Genomic DNA, 13,749 nt, shown 5'->3' on the forward strand with positions numbered 1-13,749 from the left:
TCATTTCAAACCAGTCTTAATTAAAAAATTGATTCTAATAGATGTTGTCTACTTGTTAATCCATGATTTGTATGGTGTGTATGGGTAATTAAACTCTCTTGCATTTAAAGCATCTTCTTTTAAGTTAACACTGTTATATAATGAGTAGGCACTATTCGTTAGTAGGAAAACTATTAAACAAAGCTTTACGACAATGTTTTTATAGTGATGTATCACAATGCCCCATAAAAAAATCTCTACCAACAAGTAATAAACTGTACCCCTATCACTTAGAATAGGTATGGATTTAAAAGCAAAATATGCTAAAAACCCTATGAAATATACATTAAGAAAAATATTATACACTCGATTTGTAGGATAATATTTTTTTATTGTATAAACAAAAATTAACATTATAATCATTCTTTTAATTACATTGAAACTAAAATCAAATGTACTAATCTGATCCACATATAATGAATACCAAGGAACTAATTCTACAATAAAACTAGATAACAGATTTGTTAAAGGGAAAAAAGCTAATAAAAAGCAAAAAATCGTCATAAAAAACATAAACTTCAAAGAAAATTTTCTTGTAGCTAGCCAATATGTTGGTAAAAAAATTATGGCTGTGTAATGAAATAAACTTGCCAATATAATTGTTATAATAAATTTATACTTTTTTTCTGTGATGATAAAATTAAGACTATATAGCACTATTGCAATTGCAATAGTTTGTGAGATTAATCCCATATCATATTTAGCAAAAAACATACTATAGTATAACCATAAAGATAAAAAAACGTATTTACTATTCTCAAAAATAAATTTATATTTTATAGCCAAGGTTACTACGGAAATAAACAATAACATACTATTAAAATTTTCAAAGGGAATATTTATGATAAAAAAACCAATCTCCTGATTTATTTCCATAGCACTATTAATTAAACCATTTTGCATCCACGGTATATTTTGGATTATCTGATGTATTCTTTGATAACTGATATAATCATAACCTATTTCGTACCTTAATCCTGCAAATAATATTAAAAATAGCCCTGCCACAATAAAATAAAATTTCACTATTAGAGTATACTTTTTATTAATAAACCATTCAAAACAAAATAACATAAAAAGTAAAATAAAAATTATATAATAGATCATAAAAGATATTCTCCCAAATTTGGAATACAACCATTGTTGTTGGAATCAGGAATTAAAACTGATATCATTTAATATTTTAATGTATCGTTCTGCAAATCCCTCAAGTGTATAGTTATCTTTATAACAAGTAATATTATCTTTACGCATACTATCGCATATATCCTTGTTATCTTTTAGATATAGTATTTCGGAAATTACATCCTTCTCATTTCCACTTTCAAAAAGTCTTACTCCATTTGTTAATTTTCCCACACTCTTATTTCCGCCAGTATTAGATGCTAAAACTGGTGTCCCTATAGATAATACCTCTAAAAGAACTAAATCAAAATAAGTATTTTTATTAGGAAGGATAAATAAATCAGAAGCATTTACTATACTCCCCGGATCATCAGTCCATCCAACTTCAATAAAGTTTTCACTCTCTGATTTTATGTCTCCTGTTCCTCCACTCACAAAAAATATATTGCTATCTATTTTATTAATCTCCTTTGCAACATCTTTTAAGATATCAAAACCCTTTATTTTAGTATGTCTTCCTATATATGATATTAAAAATGCATCTTTAGGAATATTATATTTATCCCTAAATTCATCCCTGCTTAATTTATAACTTAGTTTTTCACAGCCTGTCGGATTATAATAGATTTTTTTGTCTTTCATAATATCATAGAAATCTTTTATAAAGGTTGAGTATATCTCCATAGATTCCTCTGAAGGAAATATAAAATATTCACAATTTCTAAATGCTTCCTCTTCTACTACTTTTAGTTTTTCCCTTAAATTAGAAAGTTTTAAATTTGGATTATTAAATTTAAATCTTATAGCATTTACAATTTCATCCGAAGTACTTTCTGGAGTATGGGGAGTTAGTATTGTTTTACCCGTGATATTATGATTTTGTATAGCTTGATAATCTAAAACACTATGTACATGAGTAATATCTTGATATTCAAAATTAATTTTGTTAATTTGATCTCTTATACTTAGATCTCGAAGCTTTATTGAATTTCTTATATAAAGCTTCTCTATTATTGTATTACTTCTGCCCAATAGAGGCTTTAATACACTGTTTCTTCTACTTCTAATAGTATTATTAGATCTCACATTCTCCTTCGTAATTAATGTTACTTTATCTTCCTCATTTATTAATTTTAATCCCTTTTGTAAATTAGCTATATACCCGGCAGGTCCTCCTTTTCTAATATCTAATTCACCCGGAAAAATTATATAATTCATTAAACCCTCTCCTTATTTTTAAATTTCTAAAAGCGAAATCCATTTTATGAATTTCCATAATGCTTATACATTAGTAAATATTCGTTACACATTCTTTGAACACTAAAATTTAAACTTATATGTTCCGCACAATTTTGACTAATATTCTCTAAATCTTTTTCCTCTTGAATTAATTCAGTTAATAACCTTAACCATCCAGAGGTATCATTGATTATAAAACTATTTTTATTATTTATCACAACTTCACTAATAGCCCCTACATTATTCGCGATTACTGGTACCCCACAAGCCATCGATTCTAATAAAACTAATGGTAATCCTTCCTTTCTAGAAGGTAACACAAGGACGTCGAAATTTAATATTTCCTTGTAAATATCTGATTTAGCTCCCATAAATTTTATCTTTTCATGTAAATTCAAATCAGCTACCATTTTTTCCAAATACTCTCTCTCTTCACCTTCTCCTATAACTATAAACTCATACGGATTTTTAACTTGCGTATCTACTTGTTTTAGTAAAGGAATAAAAATATCTAACCCTTTTTGTTCATTAAGTCTTCCAATGAAACCTATTTTTTTAACTCTATTTATGTTCTCATAACTTTTGGTTTTTTTAGGAATAGCTACACCATTATAAATACATTTTGTTAACACATCACCATACTGTTCTTTTATGTATGTCTGTACCAATTGATTTGAAGTACCTATCCATAAATCAACTTTTCTAGATAAGAGAAACTTATCAAATTTATGTACTACATCTCTATCTTGCATGTGCTGCGTTCTAAAATGAATTGCCTTTTTGTTTATAATAGAAAGAAATACACAGGCCTTTCTAGAATGCGTATGAATAATATCGGGATTAATTTCATTTAATATATTTCTATAAACTTTTAGTCTTCTAACACTAAATTTTGCAGCATTTTCAAAATCCATTTCAAGTATATTTTTTGTATCTTTAATTTTGAAATTGCTAATAAACTCGGCTTTATATTTTTTAGGTATTGCTACAAAAATTTGCATTTCCTTATTCGCATTACAATATATATCCGCAACAATTCGTTCTACTCCCCCAATACCTGAGGGTTCTAATATGTGTAATATCTTCAAACTAACACCACTCTTTTAATTTATATTAGCAAAAACATAGTTTATTTTTTAGTTTCCAGATCTAAAAGTTCCATTCCAAATCCTTGAATATTCTTGCTATAGTCCAATAAATCGTTTATAACAGAGTCACAGGTTTTATAATATAATTCTATATTATTTAATCTGCAATTCATGATATTATTTAATTCATTGTCAATATTTATGGGGCTTAGTTTATTTATATGGTCTGAACCAATCCCTAAATTATATTTTTGTATAATTTCAACCTGTGATTTTACTGATGAAAGTATAATATGAAGGCCTCCCTCTAAATAATCAGCAAATTTAGTTGGAAAAGCAACCTCATTAGTTAAATTATTTTCCCGTAGAATTATTCCTATGTCACATGCCGTCAAAGCTAATGGTACTTCTGTACTCTCTAACGATTTAAGTATTATCTTATTCGGTTCGCCTAATTTATCTATTCTTTTCTTAAATTCTTCTATTTGACCAGAGAATATGCATATTTTAAAATTCTTATTTATTTTTAGTGCATCTAATAAAAATTTTATAGTCTCATCAACCATCTGCCACTTAGAGATCCCGCCTGAATATACAAATACAATTTCATCGTCCGTTATACCTAATTTCTTTCTCCATATGTTCCTATGATATAACCTCTCCTTATAATCCTTAATAACCCCATAATTACCACATGGGATAAGAAAAAAATCTTTTTCTTCTGGTTTTACTTTATATTTATCTATTATATATTGCACTAAGGTTGAGGATACTGCTAAAAAACCTTTACAATGTGGTACCAATTTTTCAGTAGATTTATTTACAAACTTAACCAAAATATTGAATACGCGTTTTTTTAATACTGATCCGTACTCCGTTAATTCTTCATCACAACCATGCATGTCTAAATATACATCACAATTATTTTTCATTTTATAGTTTATTATTATGTCGTTAAAAAAGAATGCAAAAAAACCTGAAACAATTATCTTTTTTGGTTTATTTGTATTTAAATACTTTTTTAATTGTTTTCTAAATCTAATTAAATCAAATATAAAAGTTGATTTCTTAAATCCAGTTTTTATTAGATATTGAAAATCTTTAGTATCCTCAAATTTTGTTGAATTAATCCGAGATTGTCTTTGAAAAGAAATAACCTTTGTTTTAATATTAAAGCCCTTAAATAATTCATCTGCCCTCCTTTTTATCAATTTATACTCCCCAGTCGATTCATATATATTTCTTGTAGTAATTAATAATACTTCCATCCAAATAATTCTCCTATAATTTATTGATATGCTCTTTAAATTTTAAAAAACCTTATAAAAATTTAGTGATTTCAAATATAATAATTTGTAAAAGCGTATTTTATCCCTTAATAGCTAAATTTACACTAAAGAATTAGTTGTTTTAACTTAACTGTTGATTATACCACTTCACAAATTTACTTATTCCCTCTTGAATTGGAGTATCTGGCTTAAATCCTACATCATTAATCAAATCTGAAACATCTGCATATGTTTGATAAACATCTCCTGGTTGCATTGGATAATACTCTTTAACCGCTTCTTTACCTACTGCAGATTCAATAGCCTGAATAAAATCTAATAATTTTACAGGTTTATTATTTCCGATATTATAAACCTTATATGGTAATTCCTTATTATTAAGTACAGGTGAATTTTCTAATAATTTTATAATCCCGTCTACGATATCATCAATATACGTAAAATCTCGATACATATCTCCCTCATTAAATACCTTTATAGGCTTTCCTTCCATAATTGCTTTTGTGAAAGAAAAATAGGCCATATCTGGTCTTCCATAAGGTCCATAAACAGTGAAGAAACGTAATCCAGTTGTTGGAACTTTATACAAGTGGCTATATGTATGAGCCATTAATTCGTTTGATTTTTTCGTTGCCGCATATAGGCTAACTGGATTATCTACTTGATCTTCCGTTGAAAACGGTATTTTTTTATTTGCACCGTATACTGAACTGGATGATGCATAAAGCAAGTGTTCCACTTTATGATGTCTACACATTTCAAGGATATTCAAAAACCCAACAACATTTGATTGAATATAAGCATCTGGATTTTCAATACTATATCTTACACCTGCTTGTGCAGCAAGATTAATAACGATATTAATCTCATTTTCAACAAATAATTTCTCCAAATACTCTTTATCAGTTAAGTCCGCTTTATGGAAAATAAACTTCTCATACTGATTTAATATATTTAAACGAAGTTCTTTAAGGCTAAGCTCATAATAGTCATTAAGATTATCATATCCAATAACTTTACAACCCATCTCTAATAGTTGCTTAGAAAGGTGCATACCGATAAAGCCGGCTGCACCTGTTATTAAATATGTTTTTTTAGAATCTACATGTTTTAAATTCATTTTCAGACTCCTACACCATAGTATTTAAAGCCTTTTTCGATCATTGCTTTTTTATTATAAATATTTCTCAAATCAAAGAAATACTCACTGCCATCTATTTCACGAAGTTTATCAAAATCAAGGTTTCTAAATTCATTCCATTCAGTTAAAATCACTGTAGCATTTGTACTTGCAATTGCTTCATATGCTGTTTCACACCATGTAATACTTCCCTTAATCTCTTCAAGACGCCATGTTCCCTCTTTTAGTCCCTCAGGGTCATATATGTTAAATTTCGCTCCACGTTTAGCAAGCTCAGGTAAAATTACAAGTGCTGGTGCATCTCTCATATCATCTGTATTAGGTTTAAATGTAATCCCTAAAATAGCAAATGTTTTCCCGTCAACATCACCCATAGCATTAACAATTTTATCTACCATTTTTAACTTCTGTTTTTCATTTGCTTCTACGGTTGCCTCAATTAGAGAAATAGTTTCACCGTGCTCATGAGCTATTCTTGCAAGAGCCTTCGTATCTTTTGGGAAACAGCTCCCTCCATATCCAGGACCTGCATGTAAAAACTTCGGTGAAATTCGACCATCCTGCCCCATCGCTTTCGCTACTTTCTGAACATCTGCACCAACTTTTTCACATACATTCGCAACTTCATTAATAAATGTTATTTTCATTGCAAGGAAAGCATTTGCAGCATATTTAATCATTTCTGCTGTTTCAATATTAGTTTCTACAAATGGCGTTTCGTTTAGATAAAGAACCCTATAAACGTCCTTCATTAACTCCATTGCTCTTTCACTTTCAGCTCCAATAACAACTCTATCAGGATGAGTAAAATCTCTAACAGCAGAACCCTCCCTTAAAAATTCTGGATTTGAAACTACATCAAAATCATACTGAATTCCTCTTTTATCCAGCGCTTCTTTTACTGTAGACTTAACAATTTGTCCTGTTCCTACTGGCACAGTGGATTTATCTACAATTACTTTATATCCATTCATATATTTTGCAATACTCTCTGCAACTGCAAGTACATATTGAAGGTCAGCACTCCCATCATCTGCTGGCGGTGTACCTACTGCTATAAAAATAACATCATTATTTTCTACAGCCTCTTTAATATCCGTTGTAAAGTTAAGACGCTTATAATAATGGTTTTTTTGTACGACTGTCTCTAATCCTGGTTCATATATAGGAATTACACCATTTTTTAGGCTCTCGATTTTATTTTGATCGACATCAACACATGTCACTGTATGTCCAAAATCTGATAGAATAGCTCCTGATACTAAACCTACATAACCTGTTCCGACTACTGCTATTTTGGTCATATTCTACACTCCACATCAATTTATTTATTACAGATTTGATCGATTTTACTCATATATGCCTTTATTACTATATTTCTATCAAACTCTTTTTCGATTTTCTCTCTAGAGTTTATACCCATTTGTTTTCTCTCAACATCTGTTAAGCAAATGAATTTTTCAATCTGTTCAACTAAACTACTTGTGTTTTTAGCTTCAAATGTATATCCATTCTGATTTTCTGAAATTGTTTCCCTACAACCAGGTATATTAGAGGCAATCAACGCTCTCCCAGTAGCAGCTGCTTCTAATAAAACATTAGATAAGCCTTCTCCACCATGAGAAGCTTGAATAAGACAATGAGCTTCTTTAACAAATGGTTTAACATCTGATTGATACCCTAAGTATGTAATAAAACCTTCATTTTGCAGCTGATTAATCATGTCGTTATAATGTGGCTGTGTTTTCTCAACAAAACCTATTACATTAAATTGTGTGTCTGGATATTTTGTCTTTATAATTTTTGCAGCTTCCAAGTATTGATCAATGCCTTTATCCTTCATAATTCTTCCAATAAAAATGAATTTCAGCACATCTTCTTTTGGAAAATCTTTAAATTTATATTCTTCCAAATTCACTCCTGAACCTGGAATAAGTTCATACTGTCCTTTAATTATATTCCTATCTACCAACATTCTCATATCTTCAGTATTTTGAAAGAAAACACAATAAGACTTTTTCAGACTTACCTTATATAAAGTAGATAAAAACGTTTTTAAAAGTGAACTCTTACTAAATCCACTTCCTAGACCTGTAATATTATTTATACATGGAATATTTAAAAGCCTACAAGCTAACCCTCCGTATAAATTTGGTTTTATCGTATATGTCAATACAACATCTGGTTTTATTTCCTTCAATATTTTAATATAATGCGCGACTAGTTTAAAATCAGTTACTGGGTTTGTGCCCCTCCGATCAACATTTGTTTCTACGAATTTACATCCCCATTCAACCATCTTATCTACTTTTTCGTCTTTGGGTAACGATATATATACTTCATACCCTTTCCTCAACAATTCTTGAATTAGTTCTTTACGAAAATTGTATATTACAAATCCATGGTTACCTAATAATAGTACTTTTTTACTCATAATTTTATGTTCACCTAATTACATACTTATTTTTATAGAAGTTTCAAAATCAACAACGCAATAGTCAAACTCAGGATTTAATTTTTTATCATACGCTTTATTTCCCAATACCTTATTAACGACATTTATCTTTTTTGACATTATCTTTATGACTGGATTAAATGTTTTAATAAAGTGGACTTTCTTGTTCATGTTGATAGCCATAAGATTTATAATATCTTTCGTACTAACATATTCTTTATTTTGTGGGAAAAACACCCCATCCAACCCTTTGTCAATAACAACCTTTAAAAATTCACACAGGTTATCAATGAATATCATACTTCTTTCATTACTTATCTCAGGAAAAATTGGTGATTTTTGCGCCAGCGTTTTTAGCCTAGGAAAATTACCTCTACAGTTTGGTCCATATACCATTGGCGTTCGCACCATAACCGTTTTAAATTTATTACTATTCATTTTTTGAATAGCTAAATCAGCCTCGAGCTTACTTCGCCCATAAAAATCAATAGGACTTGGCTCAGTTTCTGCAGTAATAATTTTAGGTTCACCTAATTTTCCATCTGCACCGTAGATAATCATACTACTCATAAAAATAAATTGTTTAACATTTTCTTTTTCGGCTTTTTCTGCGATATTAATTGCTAAATCCCTGTTAATCTTATAATACATTTCTTCCATTTTTGGATCAGCTGAAACATGAGCTATTCCAGCTACGTGTAAAACAACATCATATTGGGAAAAATCCTTTTGTTTCCACCCATCATTTCTAACAGATATTTTGTCAACATCATATTGACTTGACCGATTATTAACCCATTTCTCAAAATTTGTTCCTATGTAACTTTCTTTCCCAGTTATTAAGATTCGTTTCTTATTCATTTATGAACTAGCCTCTTTTCTCGTTTCAGAGTTTCGTTCACTACTATTACCTTTCCCTTCCTTAACACCTTCAGATTTCAAAACACTTTTTATAGTCATAAAAAATACTTTTAAATCAAATAATGGTGATAATTTATCTACGTATTCACCATCTAGTTTTGCCTTTACATCAATAGGAAGTTCATCTCTTCCATTTATTTGTGCCCATCCAGTTAATCCTGGTGTAACATCATTTGCACCATACTTATCACGTTCTTTAATTAAATCATATTGATTCCAAAGTGCAGGTCTAGGACCAATTATACTCATTTCACCCTTAATAATATTTATAATTTGTGGAAGTTCATCCAAACTTGTTTTCCGTAAAAATTTACCAACTTTCGTTATATACATATCAGGATCTACCAAAAGATGAGTAGGCATATCTTTTGGAGTATCAATTTTCATTGTTCTAAACTTCAAAATATAAAATTCTTTTTTCCCTTTACCAATACGGCGTTGCTTAAACAAAACAGGGCCTTTTGAATCCAGCTTTATACAAATTATTAATAATAAGAATACAGGTGATGATACTATTAACCCTATAATCGCAACAATCACATCTATAATTTGTTTCAAACTCTTTTTATATATCACTTCATTACCACCTCAATTTTCTCAACATATAGATTGATGACCTAGAAACTAGCTAGCTCTTAATTACAACTTTACTATTAGCAATCTCTAACAATCGTTCTCTTATATCTTCTTTACTCATTTTTTCAAAATCATTCATAAACTGCCTTAAAATACTCTGTTCCATCAATACAGCTTTTCCTATATGAATCTTAGGGAATATTTGCTCAGGATGAATTTCTCCTTCGTTTAAGAGCTCTTCATACATCTTCTCCCCTGGTCTAAGTCCAGTAAACTCAATTCCAATTTCTTCAATAGAATACCCAGAAAGAGTAATGAGGTTTTTTGCTAAATCAACAATTTTAACTGGGTCCCCCATATCAAGAACAAATAGCTCTCCACCCTTTGCTAACGTGCCAGCTTGAATAACTAACCTTGAAGCTTCTGGTATTGTCATAAAGTAGCGAATCATATCAGGATGAGTAACCGTTACAGGTCCACCTTTTTGGATTTGTTTCTTAAATAATGGGATTACACTTCCCCTACTTCCGAGCACATTACCAAATCGAACGGCAACGAATTTAGTACTAGTACTCACTGCTGCTAAATGTTGTACAAGCATTTCTGCAAATCGCTTTGTAGCTCCCATTACATTCGTAGGATTTACAGCCTTATCTGTCGAAACCATAACAAACGTATTTACCTTAAATGTATCCGCAGCTTCTGCAACATTTTTCGTACCAAAGATATTGTTTTTAACAGCCTCTTCAGGGTTACGCTCCATTAAAGGCACATGTTTATGTGCAGCAGCGTGGTATACGATATATGGTTGATGCTTTTCTATTATTTCAAAAATCTTATTCCGATCTTGTACATCAGCAATTTCTGTCGTAATTTCAACTGTATTTTTATAAGTAACTCGCATTTCCATTTCAATGTTATAAATACTGTTTTCACCATGTCCTAAAAGAACAATTTTTGCTGGTTTGTATTTCATCACTTGACGGCAAATTTCTGATCCAATCGATCCACCAGCACCTGTTACTAATATTGTTTTGCCCGTAATCTTTTCTCCGATACCCGCGTCATCTAACTGAACCGGTTCTCTTCCTAATAAATCCTCTACCTGTACATCACGCACTTCATTGACAGATACTTTACCATCTAGAAGATCCTCGAGCATCGGTACAATTTGAGTTTTCGCTTTTGTTTTTGTACATTTTTCAAAAATTTCATTTATTTGCTTTCTATTTAGGGAAGGAATCGCAATGATAATATGTTCAATATTATTATCTTCTACAATTTCTTTAATATTATTTGTCATCCCAACGACTGGTACGTTATAAATCTCTAGTTTTTGTTTGTTTTTGTCATCATCAACAAATGCAATTGGATATAAATCTGCATCTTTATTATGCTGTAATTGTCTTACCACCATCGTTCCTGCTGAACCCGCACCAACGATTAACGCTCTCTTTTTATTCGTATCCTTTGTAATATATGTATCGCGGAACATACGCCATACGAAACGGGATCCACCAATTAATAATAGATGTAACATCCACGCAATTGCTAAAATCCGCACATAAATATCATGATTTATAATTTGTTGTACAATTGCTGTTACGATAATAGAAAGGGTAATCGCTTTGAATATTTGTTTCAATTCACCAACACTTGCATATTCCCATGCTTTATTGTATAGCTTATAAATACTAGCAAAAAAATGATGGCTACATAATAATGTAATAGAGCTAATAATCACTGTCGTGGGAATTTTACTTAATACATTGGGATGTACAAACCAATAACTTAAATACACAGCAGTTAATACAATAAATGAATCTAAAAAAATTAATAATGAGAGCCGTTTTGGATAACTCAATATATCTATCTCCTTCTTTAATTGTATTTATAACAATATCCTCTTCAATTTGAAGAGGATATTGTTATAAATGACATATTTATTATTTCAAAAGTTTCCAATTATACATAAAGCATCTCTTTTTTCAATAACTCATTCATATATTTCATCAATTCTTCTTTCAATTCTTCATGCTGAAGTGCCATCTCAATCGTCGTCTTAATAAACCCGAATTTCTCACCAACATCGTAACGAGTACCTTCAAAGTCATAAGCAAATACTCTCTGGATTTCATTTAAACGTTGAATCGCATCTGTCAACTGAATTTCCCCACCAGCACCTGTCTGTTGATTTTCGAGGAACATAAAAATTTCTGGTGTTAATACGTAACGACCCATAATCGCTAAATTTGATGGGGCTGTGCCTTCTGCTGGTTTTTCAACAAACTGACGTACTTGATAACGACGATCGTTTTGTTCAACTGGATCGATAATACCGTAACGATGTGTTTCATTTTCAGGTACTGTTTGTACACCAATAACTGACGACTGTGTACCTTCATATTGATCCATTAATTGACGTAAACATGGCGTTTCTGCTTGAACAATATCATCACCAAGTAATACCGCAAATGGTTCATTTCCAATAAACTTACGTGCACACCATACTGCATGACCAAGTCCTTTTGGTTCTTTCTGTCTTATGTAATGAATGTTAATTCTTGAAGAAGCTTGTACTTTCTCAAGCATTTCATATTTCCCTTTTTCCAAAAGGTTTTGTTCTAATTCAAAGGAGTGATCAAAATGATCTTCAATCGCACGCTTTCCTTTTCCAGTAACAATAATAATATCTTCAATTCCTGATTCTATCGCTTCTTCTATTATGTATTGAATTGTCGGCTTATCAACGATTGGCAACATTTCTTTCGGCATCGCTTTCGTTGCTGGTAAAAATCTTGTCCCAAGACCAGCTGCTGGGATAATTGCTTTTCTTACTTTTTTCAATTTCAGTCCCCCATATCTTTTTATTTGTATGTAACAATAACAAAAACCCTACCTATGGAGTCATAACTATAACTCCATAGGTAGAGTTTCTATTATAAATAAAATATGGGCATCTAACCCAACCTCACGCCATACTCCCGACGACAAGCGTCTAAGGTAGGTTCGAAATAAAAATTTCTACCCACAGCACGACCGAGTGCCTCCGTTGATAACGGTTAGGAGACATCACCAATTCTTTATTAAAAAATACCGAACAATTTTTTGCGGCGAATTTGTTCTGGGTCTTCCTTATAAATTGCTTTTCCGCTAATCAATAAATATGGATTTTCTTTCAAATCACCCATAACACTAATTCCGAATTCTTTCTCAATTAATTCATAGCTTTCCGCTAAATGAAATCCTCTTGACGTTGTGTTATGTGCATCTGAAGCGATCATATGCGTTAAATTATGTTCCACAAGTTGTAGTGAAAACTTTTTAATTTTCTTTCCGAATTTCCCTAATAAACTACCTGCCGTCACTTGCGTTAATGCCCCTTTGCTTACAAGGTTATATAACTTATCTGGCCGCTCGATTAACTCGGCATTACGTTCCGGATGAACGATAATTGGAATCATTCCCTTAACACGTAATTCGTACAATAATTGTTCAGCATAACGAGGTACGTGATTAGATGGAAATTCAATGAATATATATTTATTTGTTTCATTTAAAGTAACAATTTTACCAGCTTCATAGTCTTCTAATAAATCACCATATAACCTGACCTCTTGCCCCGGTAAAATAGTAAGTGGAATATTATGTTGTTGTAATTCATCATTTAGTTGTTTTACTTGATGAATAATGGAGGTACGTTCATTTATATATTTCCCATTTTGATGGTGTGGCGTTGCGACAATTGTATGTATTCCTTCTGCTACAGCTTGCTGCGCCATCGCTAAACTATCTGTTACTGTTTGTGCACCGTCATCGATGCCATGTAAAATGTGACAATGTAAATCAATCATTTGTTTTATCCTCCCTCTCTCC

General features: G+C 30.9%; 12 protein-coding genes. All 12 read right to left on the reverse strand.

All coding sequences use genetic code 11. The features are described from left to right. Positions 1–48: 48 nt before the first annotated feature. Positions 49–1,146: an EpsG family protein gene (locus JDS81_RS16850; RefSeq protein WP_000642136.1), complete on the reverse strand. Its 1,098-nt coding sequence runs from the start codon at positions 1,144–1,146 to the stop codon at positions 49–51. 45 nt (positions 1,147–1,191) lie between these two features. After that, positions 1,192–2,382 (reverse strand): glycosyltransferase family 4 protein, encoded by a 1,191-nt coding sequence (locus JDS81_RS16855; protein ID WP_097954599.1) that lies wholly within the window; start codon positions 2,380–2,382, stop codon positions 1,192–1,194. A 44-nt stretch (positions 2,383–2,426) separates the two neighbouring features. After that, positions 2,427–3,491: a glycosyltransferase family 4 protein gene (locus JDS81_RS16860; protein ID WP_000697443.1), complete on the reverse strand. Its 1,065-nt coding sequence runs from the start codon at positions 3,489–3,491 to the stop codon at positions 2,427–2,429. A gap of 41 nt (positions 3,492–3,532) precedes the next feature. Next, positions 3,533–4,759 carry a glycosyltransferase gene (locus JDS81_RS16865; RefSeq protein ID WP_097954598.1) on the reverse strand — a complete coding sequence of 409 codons (1,227 nt, stop codon included), beginning with the start codon at positions 4,757–4,759 and terminating at the stop codon, positions 3,533–3,535. A gap of 142 nt (positions 4,760–4,901) precedes the next feature. Next, a complete protein-coding gene (locus tag JDS81_RS16870) occupies positions 4,902–5,900 on the reverse strand; it encodes an NAD-dependent epimerase (RefSeq protein ID WP_001049490.1) in 999 nt (332 codons plus the stop codon). A 2-nt stretch (positions 5,901–5,902) separates the two neighbouring features. Then, positions 5,903–7,225 (reverse strand): UDP-glucose dehydrogenase family protein, encoded by a 1,323-nt coding sequence (locus tag JDS81_RS16875; protein WP_097821218.1) that lies wholly within the window; start codon positions 7,223–7,225, stop codon positions 5,903–5,905. 20 nt (positions 7,226–7,245) lie between these two features. Continuing rightward, positions 7,246–8,355, reverse strand: coding sequence for a glycosyltransferase family 4 protein (locus JDS81_RS16880; RefSeq protein WP_000039659.1), 1,110 nt, complete (start codon positions 8,353–8,355; stop codon positions 7,246–7,248). Between the two features lie 18 nt (positions 8,356–8,373). Beyond that, the gene (locus JDS81_RS16885) at positions 8,374–9,237 is read right to left on the reverse strand and encodes an NAD-dependent epimerase/dehydratase family protein (RefSeq protein WP_001036190.1); all 864 of its coding nucleotides are present in this window, start codon (positions 9,235–9,237) and stop codon (positions 8,374–8,376) included. Continuing rightward, entirely contained in the window at positions 9,238–9,873 is a 636-nt protein-coding gene (locus JDS81_RS16890) for a sugar transferase (RefSeq protein ID WP_097954597.1), read from the reverse strand. It abuts the gene before it with no gap. A gap of 52 nt (positions 9,874–9,925) precedes the next feature. After that, the gene (locus JDS81_RS16895) at positions 9,926–11,737 is read right to left on the reverse strand and encodes a polysaccharide biosynthesis protein (protein ID WP_000121314.1); all 1,812 of its coding nucleotides are present in this window, start codon (positions 11,735–11,737) and stop codon (positions 9,926–9,928) included. 101 nt (positions 11,738–11,838) lie between these two features. Beyond that, positions 11,839–12,720 carry a UTP--glucose-1-phosphate uridylyltransferase BpsC gene (bpsC, locus tag JDS81_RS16900; RefSeq protein ID WP_000757778.1) on the reverse strand — a complete coding sequence of 294 codons (882 nt, stop codon included), beginning with the start codon at positions 12,718–12,720 and terminating at the stop codon, positions 11,839–11,841. A 239-nt stretch (positions 12,721–12,959) separates the two neighbouring features. After that, entirely contained in the window at positions 12,960–13,727 is a 768-nt protein-coding gene (locus tag JDS81_RS16905) for a tyrosine-protein phosphatase (protein WP_000566181.1), read from the reverse strand. Positions 13,728–13,749: the final 22 nt, after the last annotated feature.

This window comes from Bacillus cereus group sp. N31 (assembly GCF_016483245.1).
GTDB lineage: Bacteria > Bacillota > Bacilli > Bacillales > Bacillaceae_G > Bacillus_A > Bacillus_A toyonensis.